A 19517-nucleotide genomic window follows, 5' to 3' on the forward strand; every position below is an offset into this window, starting at 1 on the left:
GAAACACAGCCGAGTAGATCCGTAATCACGGTCCGATCACGGGAACGCGACCAGAAATAGCCAAGCTCCGTTTCTGGTCTATTTCAGGACATGTCGCGGATGGATCCAGGCCGCACGGCCGAAGCGACACGACCGGGCGCGATCGCATCCCATCCTTCCCCTCCTGCTGAAATGACCGCGCAGCGAGCGTCGAACGAGGGCTCCAGCCAGCCGCGCGATCCCTGGCGGGGTCCTTCGAGGCCTTCGCTTCGCTCCGGCACCTCAGGATGAGGGGAGGGCTGGAATGCCGGATCACGCTTTGCGGGTTTGTGCGTGTACCGTGAGCTCCGCGATCGGGCAGCGCTTCAGCGCCCGCCCTCGGCGCCGTCGCGGCGGAGCAGGAACACGCCTTGCGCGCCGAACAGGTTCCAGACCCACCACGGCATCGAGAACCGCATCGGCCGGCCGCGGGCGTTGAGCGCGGTGGCGTGCTCGATCCGGGCGCCGATCAGCCGGCACAGCCCGACGAAGTCGCGGATCGTGCAATGGTGGATGTTGGGGGTCTCCCACCACGCATCCGGCATGATCTCGGTGACCGGCATGCGCCCGCGGAAGGCGAGTTCCGACCGGACCCGCCAGTGCCCGAAATTCGGGAACGAGATGATCACCTGCCGGCCGATCCGCAGCAGGTGCTCCAGCACCACCCGCGGGTTGCGGGTCGCCTGGATGGTCTGGGACAGGACCACCACGTCGAAGGCCCCGTCCGGGTAGTTGGCGAGGTCGGTGTCGGCGTCGCCCTGGATCACCGAGAGGCCCCGGGCGAGGCAGGCGTTCACGCCCTCCCGGGACAGTTCGATCCCGCGCCCGTCGATGCCGCGCCGGTCGCGCAGGAGCGCCAGCAGCGAGCCGTCGCCGCAGCCGATGTCGAGGACCCGGGCGCCCGCCGGGACGAGGCCCAGCACCACGAGGTGATCGACCCGGGGCGTTCCGTTGTCTCCGGCGTGGGGGAGGGCGTCGGCATGCTCCCACGGGGCGCCGTGGTCGAACTTGCCGAGGGTCGAACCGCTCATAGGCCGCGCGCCCGGGCGGCCGCGTCGATGAAGCCGCGGGCGGCGGAGAACATCGCCGGCTCGTCGAGCAGGAAGGCGTCGTGGCCCTTGTCGCTCTCGACCTCCACGAAGGCGACCGGCGCGGCGGCGGCGTTCAGCGCGTGGACGATCGCCCGCGAATCGCGGGTCGGGAACAGCCAGTCCGACGTGAAGGAGATCACGCAGAAGCGGGTCCGGGTGCCCCGGAACGCGTTGGCGAGCACGCCGCCATGGTCCTCGGCGAGATCGAAGTAGTCCATCGCCCGGGTGAGGTAGAGGTAGGCGTTGGCGTCGAACCGCTCGACGAAGCTCAGGCCCTGGTGGCGCAGGTAGCTCTCGATCTGGAAGTCGGCGTTGAACGAGAAGGTCGGCGCCGAGCCGCCCTGGAAGCGGCGGCCGAATTTTCGATGCAGCGCCGGCTCCGAGAGATAGGTGATGTGCGCGCCCATCCGCGCGACCCCGAGGCCCTTGGCGGGGCGCGTGCCCTCCTCGAGGTAGCGCCCGTCCGCCCAGGCGGGATCCGCCATGATCGCCTGCCGGCCGACCTCGTGGAATGCGATGTTCTGCGCCGAATGGCGCGGGCCCGTGGCGATCGGCATCGCGGCGAAGACCCGCTCGGGATAGAGCGCCGCCCATTGCAGCACCTGCATCCCGCCCATCGAGCCGCCGATGCACAGGAACAGGTCGTGGACGCCGAGATGCTCCAGCAGCATGGCCTGGGCGCGGACCATGTCGCGGATCGTCACCAGCGGGAAGTTCAGCCCGTAGGGCCGGCCCGTCGCCGGGTCGATCGAGGCCGGGCCGGTCGAGCCCATGCAGGAACCGATGACGTTCGAGCAGACGACGAAGTAGCGGTCCGTGTCGATCGGCTTGCCGGGGCCGACCAGGGTCTCCCACCAGCCGGGTTTGCCGGTCACCGGATGGGTGTGGGCGAAGTACTGGTCGCCGGTCAGCGCGTGGCAGATCAGCACCGCGTTCGAGCGCGCGGCGTTGAGGGTGCCGGCGGTCTGATAGGCGATCTGGAAGGGCGCGAGTTCGACGCCCGCATCCATGAGCAGCGGCCGGTCCGCGCCGAATCGGGCGACGGGGCTCTTCGGGTCGAGCGCCTGCGAGCGCTCGGAGGCGCGTCGGGCGGGCTCGTCGATCGGGTCCGGCCGGAGGGCCGTGTCCGGTTGGATGTCCATGGCGGGTCTAGACGACCGTGTCTCCGGGCAGGGCCGAACCGGGGGAGCACGGTTTCGCCGCACGCGCCGCCCTCGCCCGATGCGGCCAGCGAGGGTTGGAGGTAATGCGCGGGGCGGCGAGCGTCAACGCGCGCCCCGCGCCAGTCGGAGTGATGCGCCGCGCAGCGGGGTTCGGCCGCCCGGTCGCTCTGGTTCAGGCCAAGACCCGCGAAGCCCGCATCCGGGCGGGTTCGACCCTGCAGGCCATGCCGACCCGGCCGCTTTCGGAAATCCGGCTCCTGTACCCCTCCATCCCGTGATGACGACGATCGGGATCGTGTTCCCGAGCATCCCCGGGCAGCCGGGCACGCGCGGTGTGCCGGCTTACGCGATCGGCGCGGCCATCACCGCCAGCCCCAGGGCCGGCAGCGCTACCGCGAGGGCGGCCCGGGCATCCAGCCGGTCGGCAGCGGCCCCGGCCCACCAGTGCCGGCTCGCCGCGCTCTCGATCACGATCCCGGCCATCACCAGGCCGCAGCCAGCCAGCGCCTGTAACGAAACCATGGCAACCTCACCCAACCGCCGCCGGTCCTCTCCCGGCAGCCGAATCGGGTGGGGAATTCGGTCCGGCGCCTGCCGGTTCCTCAGCGGATCGCGGCTGCGCAGGCGGCGAAGACCAGGGCGGCCCCGGCCGCGGTGATGCAGCCGTTGGCCCACGGCGCCGCCTCCGCGCGCCGCAGGCGGCAATCCGCGGCGACCGAGGTGAGGATCCCGATCAGAAACAGACTGCAGGGGATCAGGTCACCGGGCATTCTCGATCCATCCACGCATACGCAGGGCGCGGCGCGCCCGATGCGTCCTGTCTCCGGATTCAACAGGCCGAAACGTGGCGCGTGCCCCGCGGCATTTGCGCGTCGCCGGTTTTGCCGCGGCCGGCGCAGGTGGATCGTCGCTCTTAAAGCTTGGCCGGGGCTGGACCTGCGTCGAAATCCTCCGGCCCCATGTCGAGGAGGTCGTTCGGCGTCTCGGTCCGGTCGTAGGCTTGGCTGGCCGCGGCCTCGACCGCCGCCTGGTTGCGGGCGAACAGGTCGAGGGGCGCGGCATCCGCTCCCGCACCGAATCGCTGGCGCAGCACCGGGATCGGCACGTCGATGCCGATCACCCGCTCGCCGTTGGTCATGGCGAAGCGGATCAGGGATTCGTCCGCGGGCAGGATGTGGGCGCCGCCATCCAGGTAGCGTGTGAGGGGCATGGGATCGCTCCGTAATTCGGAAGGGTGAGATGACATCACGTAGGGCGGCCCGACTCCGTCTGTATGGATCGGATGAGGTGATCGGGACTGTCAGCTTGTGCGCCAAGACCGCATGGAGGCGGCATCCGTCCCTGTGGCGGAGGCGGAAAGACGCCATTCTCTGCCCGTTGACCCAAGCGCCAGACACAACATATCTGTTGCAGACCGATCGCCCGGGTGGCGCAACGCGTGCGCTGCGTTTCGATGAACAGCAGCCAAGCCAAACGCTATCTGGCCAAGCGCGGCTGCACGTTCGAACCCGGCAAGGGTGGACACCTGATCGTCCGCCGCGCGGGTCGGATGTCGGTGCTGCCGCAGCATGGCGGCGAAGGAACTCGGCACCGGGCTTTGGCGGAAGATCCTCAAGGATCTGGACATCAAGGACGAGGGCTGATGCTGAGATACCCCGTGGTCCTGACACCCGATGACGACGGAACCCTGCTGGTGACCTGCCCGGACCTGCCGGAGGTGGCGAGCTTCGGTGCGGACGAAGCCGACGCGCTCGTTCACGGGGCGGATGCGGTCGCAACGGCTCTCAAAGGACGCATCACGGCGCGACAGCCCGTACCGGCGCCAGGGGCACCGACCGGCCACGCGGTCGCCCTGTCGGCGCTCACGGCGCTCAAGCTCGAACTGTATCGGGCGATGCAGGATTCCGGCATGCGCAAGGCCGATCTGGTCCGCCGGCTTCTGGTGCACCCGCCGCAGGTCGACCGGCTTCTGGACCTCGATCACGAGTCCCGCCTGGATCAGATCGAAGCGGCGCTCGCAGCGTGCGGACGCGAGATCGTCGTGACCACGCAGGCCGCGTGATCCCGGACCTGTCGGCGTGGCCGTCTCGACATGGCGGAGCACCGGGTTCACCGGCAAAGGAAATGTTGTAGACGGGCGCGAACCCAGCTCCGCGCCGCGCATTCCGAGTCGTCCCGCAATGTCCGCCCTGCAACCCGTCCGCCCGGAACCGCGCCCCGGCGTCCTGGCGATCGACACCTACGTGCCCGGCAAGAGCGGGCGGCCCGGCGGCGGCAAGGTCTACAAGCTGTCGTCCAACGAGACGCCCCTCGGCCCGAGCCCCGCGGCTCTGGCCGCGCTCCACGAGGCGACCGCCAAGCTCGAGACCTATCCAGACGGGCGCGCCACCGCCCTGCGGACTGCGATCGCCAAGCGCTACGGGCTCGATCCCGAGCGGATCGTCTGCGGCGCGGGCTCGGACGAGCTTTTGTCGCTCCTCGCCTACGCGTATGGCGGGCCGGGGACCGAGGGCATCTACTCGGAGCACGGATTCCTGGTCTACCGGATCGCCATCCTGGCCTCGGGCGCCGAGGCCGTGGTGGCGCCCGAGCGCGACTACACCACCGATGTCGACGCGATCCTGGCCCGGGTCACGGAGCGGACCAGGATCGTCTACGTCACGAACCCCAGCAACCCGACCGGCACCTACCTGCCGTTCGACGAGATCCGCCGCCTGCACGCCAGCCTGCCGCCAAACGTGCTGCTGGTGATCGACGGCGCCTATGCCGAGTACGTCCGGGCGAACGACTATTCGGCCGGGCTGGAGCTCGCGCTGGAATCCGAGAACGTCGTGATGACCCGGACCTTCTCGAAGATCCACGGGCTCGCCGCCGTGCGGATCGGCTGGATGGTGGCGCCGGCCCATGTCGCGGACGCGGTCAACCGGATCCGGGGGCCGTTCAACGTCTCGGGACCGGCGATCGCCGCGGGCTCGGCCGCCATCGCCGACGAGGCCCATATGGCGGCCGCTGCCGCCCACAACGCCGAGTGGCTGCCGAAGCTCACCGAGGGCGCCCGGGCGCTCGGCCTCACGGTCACGCCGAGCGTGGCGAACTTCGTGCTGATCCACTTCCCCGACGAACCCGGCCGCTCGGCCGCGGATGCGGACGCGTTCCTGACCGAGCGCGGGCTGATCACCCGCCGGGTCACCGCCTACGGTCTGCCGAACGCCCTGCGGGTGACGGTGGCGAGCGCCGAAGCCAACACGGCCTTCCTGGCGGCGCTCGGCGACTTCGTGCGGGGCGCGCATGCCTGAGGAATCCAGGGCCCCCATCGGCCGCCTCGCCATCGTCGGCCTCGGCCTGATCGGCTCCTCGATCGCCCGGGCGGCAAGGCGCTACGGCCTCGCCCGCACCATCGTGGCGGTCGACCGCGACCCGGCCGTGCGCGCGCGGGTCCAGGAACTCGCCATCGCCGACGTCGTCACCGGCGATCCGGCGGAGGGCGCGGCCGACACCGACCTCGTCATCCTGTGCGTGCCGGTGGGCGCCATCGGCGCGGCCGCGGCCGAGATGGCACCGCATCTCAAGCCCGGCGCGATCGTGTCGGATGTCGGCTCGGTCAAGGGTGCCGTGGTGGCGGCGATCCGGCCGCACCTGCCCGACGGCGTCGCCCTGGTCCCCGGCCACCCGATCGCCGGGACCGAGTTCTCGGGGCCGGATGCGGGCTTCGCGACCCTGTTCCAGGGCCGCTGGTGCATCCTGACCCCGCCCGAGGGCACCGATCCGGCGGCGATCGAGACCGTCCGCGCCCTGTGGGCGGGGATGGGCGCCAATGTCGAGACGATGAGCGCCGACCACCACGACCACGTGCTCGCCATCACCAGCCACCTGCCGCACCTGATCGCCTACAACATCGTGGGCACCGCGGCGGAGCTGGAGGAGGCGACGCAATCCGAGGTGATCAAGTTCTCGGCCAGCGGATTCCGTGACTTCACCCGCATCGCGGCCTCGGACCCGACCATGTGGCGGGACATCTTCCTCAACAACCGCGACGCGGTGCTGGAGATGCTCGGCCGGTTCAACGAGGACCTCTCGGCGCTCGCCAAGGCGGTGCGCTGGGGCGACGGCGAGGCGCTGCACGCGATGTTCACCCGCACCCGGGCGATCCGGCGCAGCATCGTGGCCTCGGGGCAGGAGACGGCGGCCCCGGATTTCGGCCGGCCGCGGCCGCCGGAGGAATAGGGCGAAGACCGATCCTCCCGACCATCCCCCTCATCCTGAGGTCGTTGGTTTGGATGAAGGCAGCCTCACGCCGGCGGGCGGTTGACCAGCACCGGCTGCGCCGCCGTCCGCTCCGGGAACAGGGCGCGCAGGGCTTCGAGCTTCGGCGCGTCGTTGGCGGCGATGTACGGGTGCCCCGGGTGCAGGGCCATGAAATCCTGGTGGTAGGCCTCCGCCGGGTAGAAGGCCGCCCCCGGCTCGATCCGCGTGGCGACCGGGCGCGTGTAGGTCTTGGCCGCATCGAGCTGGGCGATATACGCCTTGGCGATCCGGGCCTGTTCGGCATCCTGCGGGAACAGGGCCGAGCGGTACTGGTGCCCGCTGTCGGGACCCTGGCGGTCCACCTGGGTGGGGTCGAGGGCGACCGAGAAGAAGATCCGCAGCAATTCGTCGTAGCGGATCTGGGCGGGATCGTAGGTGACTGCCACGGCCTCGGCGTGGCCGGTCCCGCCGCCGCTCACCGTCCGGTAATCGGCGTCGCCGCGGGTGCCGCCGGCATAGCCCGAGACTGCGCTCGTCACCCCGCGGACGTGCTGGAACACCCCCTGCACGCCCCAGAAGCAGCCGCCCGCGAACACCGCCACGCGCGAGCCCGGCGCCTCGGTCGCGTGCGTCGCGGGCTCCGGCAGGCGCCGGGGCGCCTCCTCGGCCAGCGCCGGCAGACGCGGCAGCAGGAGTGCGGTCGCCAAGCCGAGGCCGAGGGCTGCCCCGAAGAGGGGGCGGATCGTGTCGCGAAGAGCCATGCTGGCCTCCTGTCGGATGCTGACAGTTCCTTCGTCCGGAAGGCCGCTGCGGTTACGCGCGCGGCAAGCCGCATTGCGGCGACGGCCACATGGGTCTACGCACCCGGCAAACGATCGCCCTTCGCGCGAGGATCCGTCCCGTGACCATCGCCCCCGAGCCCAACTCCTTCCGCACCGGCCCCGACGAGCGCGGCCGCTTCGGTATCTTCGGCGGCCGATTCGTCGCCGAGACGCTGATGCCGCTGATCCTCGAGCTGGAGGCGGCCTACGAGGCGGCCAAGCAGGATCCGACCTTCCGGGCCGAGATGGAGAGCTACGGCACCCATTACATCGGCCGGCCGAGCCCGCTCTACTACGCCGAGCGCCTCACCGAGCACCTGCGCGCCAAGGCGCCGGCCGGGCAGGGCGCCAAGGTTTATTTCAAGCGCGAGGAGCTGAACCATACCGGCTCTCACAAGGTGAACAACGTGCTGGGCCAGATCCTGCTGGCCCGCCGCATGGGCAAGCCGCGGATCATCGCCGAGACCGGCGCCGGCCAGCACGGCGTCGCCACCGCGACGCTCTGCGCGCGGTTCGGACTCAAGTGCGTCGTCTACATGGGCGCGGTCGACGTCGCCCGGCAGGCGCCCAACGTCTTCCGGATGAAGATGCTCGGCGCCGAGGTGGTCCCGGTGGAATCCGGCACCAAGACCCTCAAGGACGCCATGAACGAGGCCCTGCGCGACTGGGTCACCAACGTCGCCGACACGTTCTACTGCATCGGCACGGTGGCGGGCCCGCACCCGTACCCGGCCATGGTCCGCGACTTCCAGTCGGTGATCGGCCGCGAGACCCGCGAGCAGATGATCGCCCAGGAGGGCCGGATCCCGGATTCCCTCGTCGCCTGCATCGGCGGCGGCTCGAACGCCATGGGGCTGTTCCACCCGTTCCTCGACGACCGTGAGGTCGAGATCTTCGGGGTCGAGGCCGCGGGCCACGGCGTCCAGTCCGGCCTGCACGCGGCCTCGCTCACCGGCGGCAAGCCCGGCGTGCTGCACGGCAACCGCACCTACCTGCTGATGGACGCCGACGGCCAGATCGCCGACGCCCACTCGATCTCGGCGGGCCTCGACTATCCGGGCATCGGCCCCGAGCACGCATGGCTCCATGAGATGGGCCGGGTCACCTACCTGTCGGCGACCGATTCCGAGACGCTGGAGGCGTTCAAGCTCTGCTCGATGCTGGAGGGGATCATCCCCGCCCTGGAGCCGGCCCACGCCCTGTCGAAGATCCTGGACCTCGCGCCGCAGCGTCCGGCCGATCACCTGATGGTGCTCAACATGTCGGGCCGCGGCGACAAGGACATCCCGCAGGTGGCGGAGATCTTCGGGACGACGCTCTGAGGGGACGGCTCAGCCCTCGGCCTGGATCTTGTCCCGCGCAGCCGAGACTAGGAAGGCCGACCGGGTGAGCCCCCGCGCCCGCGCCGCGGAATCGATCTCGGCCAGGGCTGCGGCATCCAGCGAGACGTTGACGCGCACAGGCCGGCCGGAATCGAGGAGCAGGGGAACGAGGCCGAGTGTCGCCTCTTCCAAAGCATCGGCCAATGCTGGGTCGGCCCGAACCGCGTCGGGCGCGCGGGGAAGAGGCGGCGCCAGCCCCGCCGCAATACGATCCCCCATCCACTCGCTGAGGGCGGCCGTGGCGTTCGCCATCGCCTCGTCGATGGTCGCACCCATCGCAGTACAACCGGGGCAATCAGGCACTGCGACGCCATAGGCGCCAGCCTCGCCATCGATCAACACGGTGTAGCGGGACATTCGCATCCTCCTCAGATCCAGCCCGCTGCCGCGGCGATATTGCGCGCGACACCTGGCGACAGCACGCGGTGACGCGGCACCATGATCTTGATTCCGGGTTGCTCAGGGTGCGCGAACTTCTCGTGCTTGGCGCCCCCTTCGCCGATCCACCCCTCCTTACGGAGACGATCCACGATGGTCTTGCGATCGGTCTCGATCCTCGGCATCGCAGCCCCCGGCACGTGTGTATTTATTGGCACACACTGGGGAAGGCCAGCGTTCCATCGATCGGAACGCCGTCGACTTACCGCACCGTCACCTGATCCTTGATCCGCTCGTACACCGCACGGCTGAGCACCCGCTTCGACAGGAGCTGATCCACCGACGTGTAGGGGCGCTTGGCGACGATCGCCCGGCCGATGGCGCCGCCGCCCCGCAGGCGGTTGAGATCGGCCACCGGGGCGGTGTTCAGGTCGACCACCGCCAGGGCCCGGGGCCCGGCGCTGTCCTCCGCCTTGTCGATCTCGGCCTGTCCGGCCGCCTCCTGGCTCTGTGGCTCAGCCGGGGCGGCCGGATCGGACGGGAAGGCGAGGGCGTCGGACGGCATCTGGACCGGAGCGGGCGCTGCGGCGGCCGGGGGCGGGGTGGCGGCCTGCGGCAGGGGATTCGTCCCCCGGTCAGGCCCGGGCGCCGCAGGTGGCGGAGCGGGCGTCGGCGGGTCCGGCTGGACGGGGGCCGGTGACTCCGCCACTTGAGCGGACGGGGGCAGCGGCGCGGGCGCCGGGCTCGGCAACAGGAATTGCACCACCGCGGCGAGGATGCCGGCGATGATGAGGAGAACTGAAACCCTGAGAATCGCTGGACCGCTGAGCACACACCACTCGACGAGATCTAAGCCTCTATAATGCTACAGATTATGCTTTCGTCTCGTTCCGGCCAACCGGCCGTCCCTCTTCAGCGTTGGATTACAGCGCGATGACCGAGCGGACGGATCGCCCCGGCGCGCGGCTCGGGGCGCTGCGCTACCTGCCGACCCTGTTCCGCGAGATCGCCGCGGCGAGCCCGCGTCTCCTCGCCGCAAGCCTGGCCCTGCGCCTCCTGGCCGCCTGTCTGCCGGTCCTGACCCTGTACCTCGCCAAGCTGATCCTCGACGGGATCGTGGCCGAGCACGCCCGGCCGGTGCCGGAGGCGGGGCTCGCCGAGGGACTGGCCACTTGGCTCGCCGATCCCGGCCGGGCGCGTCTCGCCGGGCTGGTGGCGGCCGAGTTCGGCCTCGCCCTGGTGTCGGACCTGACCGGACGGCTCACGAACCTCACCGAGACCCTGATCGGCGACCGCTACGCCAACGCGGCCTCCCTGCGGCTGATGGAGCACGCCGCGGCCCTCGACCTCGCGCAGTTCGAGGACAGCGCCCAGCAGGACCGGCTGGAGCGGGCGCGCCGGCAGGTCAGCGGCCGCACCGGCCTGATCGGCACGGTGCTCGGCCAGGTCCAGGCCCTGCTGACCCTGGCCTCCCTGGCGGCGGGGGTCGCGGCGTTCACGCCCTGGCTGGTGGTTCTGATCGGCGCCGCCCTGGTGCCGGCGCTCCTCAACGAGTGGCACTTCACCAAGGCCGGCTATCGCCTGGCGTGGTTCCGAAGCCCGGAGCGGCGGCGGCTCGACTATCTGCGCTACGTCGGCGCCAGCGTGGAGACCGCCAAGGAGATCAAGCTGTTCGGCCTCTCCGACTACCTCACCGGCCTCTACGGTGCGGTCGCGGCGCGGCTGCTGGACGACAATCGAAGTCTCGCCGCAGCCCGCGCCCGCTGGGGCTTCGCCTTCGCGAGCCTCGGGACGCTCGCGTATTACGCCGCCTACGCGGTGATCGTCTGGCGCACGGTGGCGGGAACCTTCTCGGTGGGGGACCTCGCCTTCCTGGCCGGCGCCTTCCAGCGCCTGCGCGGCGGCATCGAGGGGCTGCTCCTCGGCCTGACCCAGGTGACCGGCCAGGCGCAGTACCTCGACGACTTCTTCTCGTTCTTCGCGATCGAGCCGCAGGTCCGCACGCCCGCGCGGCCCGTGCCGGTCCCGAGCCCGATCCGCGACGGGCTGGTCTTCGAGGATGTCGGCTACCGCTATCCCGGCACGCAGACGTTCGCCCTGCGCAACCTGTCCTTCGCGGTGCGGGCCGGCGAGACGGTGGCGCTGGTCGGCGGCAACGGCGCCGGCAAGACCACCATCGTTAAGCTGATGACCCGGCTCTACGATCCGCACGAGGGCCGCATCCTCCTCGACGGCGTGCCGCTGCCGGACTACGACCTCGCGGAGCTGCGGGCGCGGATCGGCGCGATCTTCCAGGATTTCGTCCGCTTCCAGCTGACCGCGGGCGAGAACGTCGCGGTCGGCCGGATCGAGGCCGCCGGGGATGCCGACCGGATCGCGGGCGCCGCGGTCCGGGGCCTCGCCGCCCCGGTGATCGAGCGCCTGCCGGAGGGCTACGACCAGCCGCTCGGCAAGCTGTTCTCGGGCGGCCTCGACCTCTCCGGGGGCGAGTGGCAGAAGATCGCCCTGTCGCGGGCCTACATGCGCGAGGCCGAGATCCTGATCCTCGACGAGCCGACCGCCGCCCTCGACGCCCGGGCCGAGTACGACGTGTTCGCGCGGTTCCGGGAACTCTCGGCGGGGCGAACGACCGTGTTGATCTCGCACCGCTTCTCCACCGTGCGCATGGCCGACCGCATCCTGGTGCTGGAGGGCGGCCGGGTGCTGGAGGAGGGCAGCCACGCCGCCCTGATGGCCCGGGGCGGCCGCTACGCCGAGTTGTTCACCCTCCAGGCCGAGGGCTACCGGTAGTCCCCAGGATTGCCCGATTCCCGGAGCCTGCTATCTGCGGCGGACAGAACCGAGGACCATTATGCGCCTGCGCCTCCATCGACTGCTGACGGCCGGCCTTCTCGTCTCCGCCTGGGGCGCCCAGGCGGCCCCCGTCGTCTCCGAACCGCCCACCCCCGCGCCCGGGGCGCCGACTGAGGGAGCGCCGCAGGCGCCGGCCTCGGCGCCCGCGATCGTGCTCGCCAACCACCGGGCGGTCTACGACCTGTCGCTCGACGAGGGCGGCAACAGCCGTTCGGTGGAGAGCGCCCGCGGACGCATCGTCATCGACTTCCGGGGCGATGCCTGCCGCGGCTACACGATGCTGACCCGGCAGGTGACGGAGCTGTCCTCCGGCGAGACCGGGGCGCGCCTGTCCGACATGCGCAGCACCACCTTCGAGGGCGGGCAGGGCCGGGAGTTCCGGTTCAAGACGACGACGCTGACCAACAACCAGCCCGCCGCCCCGGTGGACGGGACCGCCACGGACCAGGGCAACGCCGTCACGGTGAAGCTGAAAGGTGGGCCCAAGCCCTACACCGTCGAGGGGCCGGTGCTGTTCCCGAGCGAGCACATGCGCCGCCTGATCGAGGCCGCCCGGGCCGGCCAGTCGACCCTCTCGGTCAAGGTGTTCGACGGATCCGACGACGGCAAGAAGGTCTACGACACCTTCGCGGTGATCGGCCACACGGAGACGGGTCCGGCGCCGGCCGCCGGCTCCACCCGGGACAAGCCCCTGCGCGAGGGGGCGATCGCCAGCATGCCGCACTGGCCGGTGCGCCTGAGCTACTACACGGAGGGCGCCGGCGAGCGCACGCCGATCTACACGCTCGGCTTCGACCTCTACGAGAACGGCGTGAGCGGCGCGCTCAAGCTCGATTACGGCGACTTCGCCATCCTGGGCGACATGACCGCCCTCGACATCGACGCGAAGGCGGGGCGCGCCGACAAGGAGACGGGGAAGGGCTGCACGCCCTGAGGATCGTTCGAGGACAGGCGCGCGGCACGCCCTCCTCACGCCCACTCGTCATCCGGCCGCGGCGAGAGCCTGTGCCACGCCGCGGCGATCCGCTCCGGCTTCACGTCGAGCCCCCGTGCACAGGCGAGGAGCACGTTCTCGTCGCCCATCACGTGGTCGAGGACGCCCACCAGGAAGCCCGGCTCCCGGACGCTGGCCCGCAGCGTCTCGAGGTCGAGACCGGTGGCCGCGAGGAACGGCAGGAGGCGATCCTCCTCCCCCGTGATCCACAGAAGAACGTCGAGGGCGAGCTGCTCCGCAGCCCCATCCCCTTGAAGAGGTTTGCCATTCATCAACATGTCAACGCTACAAAGGTGATGGAGGGGCTTCACCGCCCGCTAATCATGATCGGCGCGCACCGGGACAACGGATCATGAAGAAGACGGTGCTGATCGTCGAGGACAACGAGTTGAACATGAAGCTGTTCAACGACCTCCTGGAGGCGAACGGCTACGCCACGCTCAAGACCGCCCACGGCATCGAGGCGATCGAGCTGGCGCGCGCCCACCACCCCGACCTGATCCTTATGGACATCCAGCTCCCGGAGGTGTCGGGCCTCGAAGTCACGAAGTGGCTCAAGGAGGACGACGACCTCAAGTCTATTCCGGTCATCGCCATCACGGCCTTCGCCATGAAGGGCGACGAGGAACGTATTCGGGAGGGCGGCTGCGAGGCTTATTTGTCGAAGCCAATCTCGGTCGCGAAGTTTTTGGCAACGGTTCGCGCGTATCTAGAGCCGCGGTGATCCCGCAGGGGCGCACCGTTCAGGCGGCCCCCCGACCGGTTCGGGGGGCCGCCTGAACCGTCTGTCTCGATGCGTGGGCCCGTGCCGATCCGCCGGTCCCGGGCCGCCCTGCCACGCGTCAGCGAGGAACCATGTCGGCCCGCGTCCTGATCGTCGACGACCTGTTCCCGAACGTGAAGCTTCTGGAGACGAAGCTCGGGCTCGAATATTTCGACACGCTCGTCGCCATGAACGGCCCGGACGCGATCGCGATCTGCGAGAAGGGCCTGTGCGACCTTGTCCTGCTCGACGTGATGATGCCCGGCATGGACGGGTTCGAGGTCTGCCGCCACCTCAAGAGCAACCCGGTCACCGCCCATATCCCGGTGGTGATGGTCACGGCCCTCGACCAGCCCTCGGACCGACTGCGCGGCCTCGACGCGGGCGCCGACGACTTCCTGACCAAGCCCGTGGACGACACCGCCCTGTTCACCCGGGTGCGCAGCCTCGTCCGCCTCAAGGCGGTCACCGACGAGCTGCGCCAGCGGGCGTTGGCCTCGGCCGAGTTCGGGATCGGCGACCCCCTGGCGCTCGCCGCCGCCGAGACCGGCCTCGACGCCCGGATCCTGCTGATCGAGGACCGCCCCGGCTCGGCGGAGCGCCTCGCCGGCGCCCTGCGGCAGCACCACGCCGTGACGATCGAGCCGGATCCCCAGGCCGCCCTGGTCCTGGCCGCCGAGGGGGCCTTCGATCTCGCCCTGGTGAGCCTCGACCTCGACGGGTTCGACGGCCTGCGCCTGTGCAGCCAGCTCCGGTCGCTCGACCGGACTCGCGCCATGCCGCTGATCATGCTGGCGGAGGAGCACGACCGCGCCCGGGTGGTGCGCGGGCTCGATTTCGGCGTCCACGACTTCCTGATGCGCCCGGTCGACCGCAACGAGCTGATGGCCCGGGCCCGCACCCAGGTGAAGCGCAGGCGCTTCACCGACGCGCTCCGGGGGGCGATGCAGGCCTCCCTGCAGATGGCCGTGACCGATGCGCTGACCGGCCTGCACAACCGCCGCTACCTCGACAACCACCTCGGCGCGCTGTTCGCGGAGCCGGGCACGCGGCGGGCGGCCCTCGCCGCCCTCATCCTCGACATCGACCACTTCAAGCGGATCAACGACGGCTACGGCCACGAGGCCGGCGACGAGGTGCTGCGCGGCTTCGCCGACCGGGTCCGCCAGCACACGCGCCCCGTCGACATCGTGGCGCGCTACGGCGGCGAGGAGGTGGTGGTGGTCCTGCCGGAGGCCGGCCTCGCCGAGGCGCAGGCGATCGCGGAGCGCATCCGCGAGCGGGTCGAGGCCGTGCCGTTCTCGGTGCAGCGGGCGACCCGGTCGATCGGCGTGACGGTCTCGATCGGCGTCGCCGTGCGGCAGGCGGACGATGCGGGCCCGGGCGACATGCTCCGGCGGGCCGACCTCGCCCTCTACCGGGCCAAGGCGGCGGGACGGAACCGGGTCGAGCATCAGGCGGCCTGACGCCGCATCCCCCGGACGCGTCCGGCCGTCATCCTCGCCCCGGCCTCAGCTGAGATCCTCCCAGCCGACCTTCGTCACGGCCCGCGCCGCCCGCAGCCGGGCCACGGCGGCGAGGGTCCAGGCCCGGTCCTCGCCCCGGTGCGAGCCGAGGCAGCGCAGGCTGCCGCCCTCCGCCCCCTCGACCAGCGTGCTGGCCTTCACCCGCAGGCCGATCGCGTCCAGCTCGGCCATCAGCGCCGCCGGGTCGGCATCCGGGCCGAATTCCAGCGTCAGCGTGCCGTAGCTGCGCCGGCGCAGGACGGCTTCGAGCTGACGCAGGGCCTGCAGCGTGACGAGCCCCGTCAGGGTGGCGGCGAGGCCGATCGGCCAGGCGCCGCTGCCGAAACACAGCCCGATCACGGTGGTGAGCCACAGGGTCGCCGCCGTGGTGACCCCGCGCACGATGTTGCCCTGCTTCAGGATCGTGCCGGCGCCGATGAAGCCGATGCCGCCGAGCACGCCCTGCGCCAGCCGCATCAGGTCGAGCCGGGACAGGCCACCGCTGGACCCGGCGGTCTGCGCCAGCAGCCAGTCGGCGAGCAGCATCGCCGTGCAGGCCGAGAGGCCGATCAGCATGAGGGTCCGCAGGCCGGCCGGATGGCCGAGTTCTTCCCGGTCCCAGCCGAGCACGAAGGCCGCCAGGAAGGTCAGGCCGAGGCGGACCGCGATGGTACCGAGGGTCGGATCGCCGCTCATCGGGTGCGTCCGGCGCGCGGAGCAGAGTCCGCGCAAGTCCCGGACGCACGCCCGACAGTCCGGGAGCAATGGAGGCGCGGCGGGTGCGCGTCGGTTCGAGGACAGGTCTGTCGCATCGGCGCGACCTATAGCTTCACCCCGCCTCAGAAAGCGCGGATCCGGCTGATTGAACGAGAATTTAACATTCGCGCGCGCACACCGCACCGAACGTTGCGTTAACAAGTGCTGTGCGGATCGGGAACAGGGCGCGGACGACCGGATGGATATGCAGGTGCCGGCACGATCCGGCCGCGATGCGAGCGTGCTGGAGCACCGCCGCCTGTGCAAGATCGCCTCCTCGCCGCACGCCTATGTCCGCGGCACCACGGCGCGCTTCTACGAGCTGATCGCCCGGATGCCGGCCGGGAGCCTGCCCGAGGGGCCGCCGATCTGGATCTGCGGCGACGCGCATCTCGGCAATCTCGGCGCGGTGGCCGACGCCGCGGGGCGCATCGCGATCCAGATCCGCGACCTCGACCAGACGGTGGTGGCCAACCCCGCCTACGATCTCGTGCGGCTGGCCCTTTCGCTGGTCACGGCGGCCCTGAACGCGACGCTGCCGGGCATCGTCACCGCCCGGATGATGGACGCCATGGCGATCGGCTACGCCGAGGGAATCGCCGATCCCGGGAACACCGGGCGCGACGGCGCCGAATCCGAGATCGTCGCCACCACGAAGCGTCGGGCGCTCGGCCGGCGCTGGCGCCACCTGTCCAACGAGCGCCTGAAGGGCAAGACCGACCACCTGCCGCGGGGGCACCGGTTCTTCGACCTCGCCCCCGACGAGCAGGATTCCGTCACGGCGCTCATCCGGGATCCGGCGGTGCGCCGGCTCGTCCTGGCGCTCGGGCGCGGCGCGGAGGATGCCGAGATCCGGCTCCTCGATGCGGCCTACTGGATCAAGGGCTGCAGCTCGCTCGGCCGCCTGCGCTATGCCGGCCTCGTGGAGATCCGCGGCGGCACGCACCCGCACCGGGCGCTCCTCGACGTGAAGGAGGCGGTGCCGCACCTCGCGCCGGCCGCCGGCGGCGGCGCCATGCCGACCGACCATGCCGAGCGCGTCGTGGCGGGCGCCCGGGCGCTGGCGCCGCATCTCGGCGACCGGATGGTGGCCGGCCATGTCCTGGGCAAGCCCGTCACGGTCCGCGAGCTGATGCCGCAGGATCTCAAGATCGACGCCGAGCAGTTCTCGCGGCGCGAGGCGGTCCGCGTCGCCGGCCACCTCGCCGCGGTCCTGGGCCGGGCCCACGGCCGGCAGATGGACGAGGCCGCCCGGCGGGCCTGGATCGGGGCCGTGCGCGAGCCCGGCCCGGGGCCCGACGCCCCCGGCTGGCTCTGGTCCGTGGTCACCGACCTGATGGGCGAGCACCAGCGCGGCTATCTGGAACATTGCTACCGGATCGCCCGCGAGGACCTGTCCCGCGGCTGACGCGGGCCGCCCGCCGGCAACACGCCGGTTGACACCATCCCCGCCATCGCCAACACCGCGCGCCAGCCGCTTCGCTGCGGTGGATCCCGGGAAGACCTGTGACACGATGGCGGTGACGCGCACCTATCTCGACTTCGAGAAGCCCGTAGCCGAGCTGGAGGCCAAGCTCGAGGAATTGCGCGCCGTGGGCGAACGCGACGGCGCGGTCTCGATCTCCGAGGAGGTCGGCCGGCTGGAGGCCAAGGCCGGCCAGGCGCTGGCCGAGATCTACGCGAATCTCACCCCCTGGCAGAAGACCCAGGTGGCCCGCCACCCGCAGCGGCCGCACTTCGTGGATTACTGCGGCGGGCTCATCACCGAATTCACCCCGCTTGCGGGCGACCGCAGCTTCGGGGAGGACGAGGCGATCCTCGGCGGCTTCGGCCGGTTCCGCGGCCGGCCGGTGCTGGTGCTCGGCCAGGAGAAGGGCGCCACCACGGAGGCCCGGCTCCGGCACAATTTCGGCATGGCCCGGCCCGAGGGCTACCGCAAGGCGGTCCGCCTGATGGAGACCGCCGACCGGTTCGGCTTAGCCGTCATCGCCTTCGTGGACACGGCCGGCGCCTATCCGGGCATCGAGGCGGAGGAGCGCGGCCAGGCCGAGGCCATCGCCCGCTCGACCGAGGCCTGCCTGGCGCTGGGCGTGCCCAACGTCGCCGTGGTGATCGGGGAGGGCGGCTCGGGCGGCGCGATCGCGCTCGCCACCGCCAACCGGGTGCTGATGCTGGAGCACGCGATCTACGGGGTGATCTCGCCGGAGGGCGCCGCCTCGATCCTGTGGCGCGACCAGGGCCGGGCCGCCGACGCCGCCACCGCCATGAAGATCACCGCCCAGGATCTCCTGCGGCTGGGCGTCATCGACACGATCATTCCGGAGGCCACCGGCGGCGCGCACCGCGACCGCGAGGCGGCGATCCGCGCGGCGGGCGATGCGATCGCCGAATCGCTCGCCCCGTTCGAAGGACTCGGGCCCGACGAGATCCGCGACCGGCGCGCGGAGAAATTCCTCGCCATCGGCCGGACCCTGTGATCGGAGCCGGCGCGACGGGGGGCCTGTTCGGCGCGATCGGGCGACTGCTCGGCCGGCGCGACGGCCGCGAGCCCGGCCGGTTCAACCACATCTCGCTGGGCTGCAATTGCCAGATGGCGCACGTGCTCAAGACGCTGGACCTGCGCCAGTGGTCGGGCCCGCTCGACTGGATCTTCTCGATGCCCGGCATGGCCCGGGACTGCCTCGCGGACGATTTTTCCGCCCTCCTCGACCTGGACCAGCTGGAGAGCATCCCGGAGCCCGAGCGGCGGGGGCCCGACATCTGGCGGGGGCGCCACCGGCTCTACCGGGAGCGGCACGGGCTCGAATGCGTGTTCAACCACCACGACCCGGCGGCGAACGCGGCGGATTACGCCTTCCTCCGCGAGGGCGTGCGGCGGATCCGGACGGCCCTGGACACGCCGGGCACCGACAATCGGGTCTGGATGATGAGCCACCTCCACGCGCCCCGGGACATGATCGAGGCGGTCGATGATCAGCTCCAGGCCCGGGCGAGCCGCAATCACCTGACCTTCCTGCAATTGGAGACCGGCCATCCGCGGATCGCGGTGGTGGAGGCCCTGGATCTGAGGCCGACGCTGCGCTGGCTCACCGTGCAGACCCCCTCCGAGCCGGTGGGCCTGCGGCTGGCCGACCCGGCGGACGACGCGGCGCTCGTGGCGATCATCCGCGCCGAGGCGGAGCGGCGGCCGGCGCTGTTCGGCTGAGCGGGACGGGTGGCGTCAGTGCGTGGCGCGTGACAGGGCGACGATCGCGCCGACGCTGGCAATCGTCTGGAAGCCGATCGCTCCGATCACCCACTTCATGATGTCGAACTTGGCCTCGGCCAGGTCCGTTTTCGTGACGAGATCGGTCAGGTCGGCGTCGCGGCTCTCGCGGATCGCGGTGGTGATCGCCTCGGCCTGATCCTCGGACAGACCCGTGGCCTCGAGCTTGCGCACGAGCGCATGTGTATCAAGCGCCGGAGCCGTCATGTATGATTTCGGCGGTCCCGGGCGTCGGGCTCCGTTCGGCCAATCCCGATCCCGATGGCGGCCGTCGATGCGGTGG

At 71.1% G+C, this 19517-nt stretch carries 24 protein-coding genes; 12 read left to right on the forward strand and 12 right to left on the reverse strand.

Annotation, left to right across the window (positions count from 1 at the left end; genetic code table 11):
* Positions 1-344: 344 nt before the first annotated feature.
* Together metW and metX are read right to left on the reverse strand one after the other, a co-directional pair.
* Positions 345-1049, reverse strand: a complete 705-nt coding sequence (metW, locus tag AAHG09_RS23245) for a methionine biosynthesis protein MetW (protein WP_342109880.1) — start codon at positions 1047-1049, stop codon at positions 345-347.
* Positions 1046-2251 carry a homoserine O-acetyltransferase MetX gene (metX, locus tag AAHG09_RS23250; protein ID WP_342109881.1) on the reverse strand — a complete coding sequence of 402 codons (1206 nt, stop codon included), beginning with the start codon at positions 2249-2251 and terminating at the stop codon, positions 1046-1048. The genes metW and metX overlap by 4 nt, the downstream gene beginning before the upstream one ends.
* Positions 2252-2403: 152 nt before the next feature.
* Here metX and AAHG09_RS23255 point away from each other — a divergent pair, with 152 nt between their 5' ends.
* Positions 2404-2550: a hypothetical protein gene (locus tag AAHG09_RS23255; RefSeq protein ID WP_342109882.1), complete on the forward strand. Its 147-nt coding sequence runs from the start codon at positions 2404-2406 to the stop codon at positions 2548-2550.
* A gap of 64 nt (positions 2551-2614) precedes the next feature.
* Here the strand turns inward: AAHG09_RS23255 and AAHG09_RS23260 are convergent, their stop codons facing one another.
* From AAHG09_RS23260 to AAHG09_RS23270, 3 genes are all read right to left on the reverse strand, one after another.
* Complete coding sequence (locus AAHG09_RS23260) at positions 2615-2794, reverse strand: hypothetical protein (protein WP_342109883.1); 180 nt, start codon at positions 2792-2794, stop codon at positions 2615-2617.
* 80 nt (positions 2795-2874) lie between these two features.
* On the reverse strand, positions 2875-3042 hold the full coding sequence (locus AAHG09_RS23265; RefSeq protein WP_244043161.1) for a hypothetical protein: 168 nt from the start codon (positions 3040-3042) through the stop codon (positions 2875-2877).
* Positions 3043-3185: 143 nt separating this feature from the next.
* Positions 3186-3482, reverse strand: coding sequence for a hypothetical protein (locus AAHG09_RS23270; protein ID WP_342109884.1), 297 nt, complete (start codon positions 3480-3482; stop codon positions 3186-3188).
* Between the two features lie 432 nt (positions 3483-3914).
* Here AAHG09_RS23270 and AAHG09_RS23280 point away from each other — a divergent pair, with 432 nt between their 5' ends.
* From AAHG09_RS23280 to AAHG09_RS23290, 3 genes are all read left to right on the forward strand, one after another.
* On the forward strand, positions 3915-4334 hold the full coding sequence (locus AAHG09_RS23280; protein ID WP_342109885.1) for a type II toxin-antitoxin system HicB family antitoxin: 420 nt from the start codon (positions 3915-3917) through the stop codon (positions 4332-4334).
* 118 nt (positions 4335-4452) lie between these two features.
* Positions 4453-5568, forward strand: coding sequence for a pyridoxal phosphate-dependent aminotransferase (locus tag AAHG09_RS23285; protein WP_342109886.1), 1116 nt, complete (start codon positions 4453-4455; stop codon positions 5566-5568).
* Complete coding sequence (locus tag AAHG09_RS23290; RefSeq protein ID WP_342109888.1) at positions 5561-6496, forward strand: prephenate/arogenate dehydrogenase family protein; 936 nt, start codon at positions 5561-5563, stop codon at positions 6494-6496. The genes AAHG09_RS23285 and AAHG09_RS23290 overlap by 8 nt, the downstream gene beginning before the upstream one ends.
* Positions 6497-6561: 65 nt before the next feature.
* On the opposite strand, the gene msrA is transcribed toward AAHG09_RS23290, so the two are convergent.
* Entirely contained in the window at positions 6562-7278 is a 717-nt protein-coding gene (gene msrA / locus AAHG09_RS23295; protein WP_342109889.1) for a peptide-methionine (S)-S-oxide reductase MsrA, read from the reverse strand.
* 140 nt (positions 7279-7418) lie between these two features.
* Here msrA and trpB point away from each other — a divergent pair, with 140 nt between their 5' ends.
* Positions 7419-8660 (forward strand): tryptophan synthase subunit beta, encoded by a 1242-nt coding sequence (gene trpB / locus AAHG09_RS23300; RefSeq protein ID WP_342109890.1) that lies wholly within the window; start codon positions 7419-7421, stop codon positions 8658-8660.
* A gap of 9 nt (positions 8661-8669) precedes the next feature.
* Here trpB and AAHG09_RS23305 read toward each other — a convergent pair whose 3' ends face one another.
* The 3 genes from AAHG09_RS23305 to AAHG09_RS23315 all read right to left on the reverse strand — a co-directional run bounded on the left by AAHG09_RS23305 (position 8670) and on the right by AAHG09_RS23315 (position 9930).
* A complete protein-coding gene (locus AAHG09_RS23305; protein WP_342109891.1) occupies positions 8670-9077 on the reverse strand; it encodes a type II toxin-antitoxin system HicB family antitoxin in 408 nt (135 codons plus the stop codon).
* 11 nt (positions 9078-9088) lie between these two features.
* On the reverse strand, positions 9089-9283 hold the full coding sequence (locus tag AAHG09_RS23310) for a type II toxin-antitoxin system HicA family toxin (RefSeq protein ID WP_342109892.1): 195 nt from the start codon (positions 9281-9283) through the stop codon (positions 9089-9091).
* Positions 9284-9360: 77 nt separating this feature from the next.
* Positions 9361-9930, reverse strand: a complete 570-nt coding sequence (locus AAHG09_RS23315) for a ComEA family DNA-binding protein (protein WP_342109893.1) — start codon at positions 9928-9930, stop codon at positions 9361-9363.
* 101 nt (positions 9931-10031) lie between these two features.
* On the opposite strand from AAHG09_RS23315, the gene AAHG09_RS23320 reads away from it, so the two are divergent.
* Positions 10032-11888, forward strand: coding sequence for an ABC transporter ATP-binding protein (locus AAHG09_RS23320; protein ID WP_342109894.1), 1857 nt, complete (start codon positions 10032-10034; stop codon positions 11886-11888).
* A gap of 61 nt (positions 11889-11949) precedes the next feature.
* Positions 11950-12885 (forward strand): cell envelope integrity EipB family protein, encoded by a 936-nt coding sequence (locus AAHG09_RS23325; protein ID WP_342109896.1) that lies wholly within the window; start codon positions 11950-11952, stop codon positions 12883-12885.
* Positions 12886-12920: 35 nt separating this feature from the next.
* Here the strand turns inward: AAHG09_RS23325 and AAHG09_RS23330 are convergent, their stop codons facing one another.
* Positions 12921-13217, reverse strand: a complete 297-nt coding sequence (locus tag AAHG09_RS23330) for a DUF3572 domain-containing protein (protein ID WP_342109897.1) — start codon at positions 13215-13217, stop codon at positions 12921-12923.
* Between the two features lie 80 nt (positions 13218-13297).
* Between AAHG09_RS23330 and AAHG09_RS23335 the strand changes: the two genes are divergently transcribed.
* Both AAHG09_RS23335 and AAHG09_RS23340 read left to right on the forward strand, forming a co-directional pair.
* Entirely contained in the window at positions 13298-13669 is a 372-nt protein-coding gene (locus AAHG09_RS23335; RefSeq protein WP_007560977.1) for a response regulator, read from the forward strand.
* 131 nt (positions 13670-13800) lie between these two features.
* Positions 13801-15174 (forward strand): PleD family two-component system response regulator, encoded by a 1374-nt coding sequence (locus AAHG09_RS23340; protein WP_342109898.1) that lies wholly within the window; start codon positions 13801-13803, stop codon positions 15172-15174.
* Positions 15175-15219: 45 nt separating this feature from the next.
* Here the strand turns inward: AAHG09_RS23340 and AAHG09_RS23345 are convergent, their stop codons facing one another.
* Complete coding sequence (locus tag AAHG09_RS23345) at positions 15220-15909, reverse strand: MgtC/SapB family protein (RefSeq protein ID WP_342109899.1); 690 nt, start codon at positions 15907-15909, stop codon at positions 15220-15222.
* 259 nt (positions 15910-16168) lie between these two features.
* Between AAHG09_RS23345 and AAHG09_RS23350 the strand changes: the two genes are divergently transcribed.
* From AAHG09_RS23350 to AAHG09_RS23360, 3 genes are all read left to right on the forward strand, one after another.
* A complete protein-coding gene (locus AAHG09_RS23350) occupies positions 16169-17377 on the forward strand; it encodes a DUF2252 family protein (RefSeq protein ID WP_342109900.1) in 1209 nt (402 codons plus the stop codon).
* A 106-nt stretch (positions 17378-17483) separates the two neighbouring features.
* A complete protein-coding gene (locus tag AAHG09_RS23355; protein WP_342109901.1) occupies positions 17484-18446 on the forward strand; it encodes an acetyl-CoA carboxylase carboxyltransferase subunit alpha in 963 nt (320 codons plus the stop codon).
* A complete protein-coding gene (locus AAHG09_RS23360; RefSeq protein WP_342109902.1) occupies positions 18443-19174 on the forward strand; it encodes a DUF1796 family putative cysteine peptidase in 732 nt (243 codons plus the stop codon). Before AAHG09_RS23355 ends, AAHG09_RS23360 begins: the two co-directional genes overlap by 4 nt.
* Before the next feature lie 15 nt (positions 19175-19189).
* On the opposite strand, the gene AAHG09_RS23365 is transcribed toward AAHG09_RS23360, so the two are convergent.
* Positions 19190-19441: a CCDC90 family protein gene (locus AAHG09_RS23365; protein ID WP_342109903.1), complete on the reverse strand. Its 252-nt coding sequence runs from the start codon at positions 19439-19441 to the stop codon at positions 19190-19192.
* Positions 19442-19517: the final 76 nt, after the last annotated feature.

This window comes from Methylobacterium guangdongense, from assembly GCF_038442355.1.
Lineage (GTDB): Bacteria > Pseudomonadota > Alphaproteobacteria > Rhizobiales > Beijerinckiaceae > Methylobacterium > Methylobacterium guangdongense.

Coding starts and splice junctions, on each gene's coding strand:
- metW (WP_342109880.1), bottom strand. CDS start 1,049: ATGAGCGGTTCGACCCTCGGCAAGTTCGACCACGGCGCCCCGTGGGAG.
- metX (WP_342109881.1), bottom strand. CDS start 2,251: ATGGACATCCAACCGGACACGGCCCTCCGGCCGGACCCGATCGACGAG.
- AAHG09_RS23255 (WP_342109882.1), top strand. CDS start 2,404: ATGCGCCGCGCAGCGGGGTTCGGCCGCCCGGTCGCTCTGGTTCAGGCC.
- AAHG09_RS23260 (WP_342109883.1), bottom strand. CDS start 2,794: ATGGTTTCGTTACAGGCGCTGGCTGGCTGCGGCCTGGTGATGGCCGGG.
- AAHG09_RS23265 (WP_244043161.1), bottom strand. CDS start 3,042: ATGCCCGGTGACCTGATCCCCTGCAGTCTGTTTCTGATCGGGATCCTC.
- AAHG09_RS23270 (WP_342109884.1), bottom strand. CDS start 3,482: ATGCCCCTCACACGCTACCTGGATGGCGGCGCCCACATCCTGCCCGCG.
- AAHG09_RS23280 (WP_342109885.1), top strand. CDS start 3,915: ATGCTGAGATACCCCGTGGTCCTGACACCCGATGACGACGGAACCCTG.
- AAHG09_RS23285 (WP_342109886.1), top strand. CDS start 4,453: ATGTCCGCCCTGCAACCCGTCCGCCCGGAACCGCGCCCCGGCGTCCTG.
- AAHG09_RS23290 (WP_342109888.1), top strand. CDS start 5,561: ATGCCTGAGGAATCCAGGGCCCCCATCGGCCGCCTCGCCATCGTCGGC.
- msrA (WP_342109889.1), bottom strand. CDS start 7,278: ATGGCTCTTCGCGACACGATCCGCCCCCTCTTCGGGGCAGCCCTCGGC.
- AAHG09_RS23305 (WP_342109891.1), bottom strand. CDS start 9,077: ATGTCCCGCTACACCGTGTTGATCGATGGCGAGGCTGGCGCCTATGGC.
- AAHG09_RS23310 (WP_342109892.1), bottom strand. CDS start 9,283: ATGCCGAGGATCGAGACCGATCGCAAGACCATCGTGGATCGTCTCCGT.
- AAHG09_RS23320 (WP_342109894.1), top strand. CDS start 10,032: ATGACCGAGCGGACGGATCGCCCCGGCGCGCGGCTCGGGGCGCTGCGC.
- AAHG09_RS23325 (WP_342109896.1), top strand. CDS start 11,950: ATGCGCCTGCGCCTCCATCGACTGCTGACGGCCGGCCTTCTCGTCTCC.
- AAHG09_RS23330 (WP_342109897.1), bottom strand. CDS start 13,217: ATGAATGGCAAACCTCTTCAAGGGGATGGGGCTGCGGAGCAGCTCGCC.
- AAHG09_RS23335 (WP_007560977.1), top strand. CDS start 13,298: ATGAAGAAGACGGTGCTGATCGTCGAGGACAACGAGTTGAACATGAAG.
- AAHG09_RS23340 (WP_342109898.1), top strand. CDS start 13,801: ATGTCGGCCCGCGTCCTGATCGTCGACGACCTGTTCCCGAACGTGAAG.
- AAHG09_RS23345 (WP_342109899.1), bottom strand. CDS start 15,909: ATGAGCGGCGATCCGACCCTCGGTACCATCGCGGTCCGCCTCGGCCTG.
- AAHG09_RS23350 (WP_342109900.1), top strand. CDS start 16,169: ATGGATATGCAGGTGCCGGCACGATCCGGCCGCGATGCGAGCGTGCTG.
- AAHG09_RS23355 (WP_342109901.1), top strand. CDS start 17,484: ATGGCGGTGACGCGCACCTATCTCGACTTCGAGAAGCCCGTAGCCGAG.
- AAHG09_RS23365 (WP_342109903.1), bottom strand. CDS start 19,441: ATGACGGCTCCGGCGCTTGATACACATGCGCTCGTGCGCAAGCTCGAG.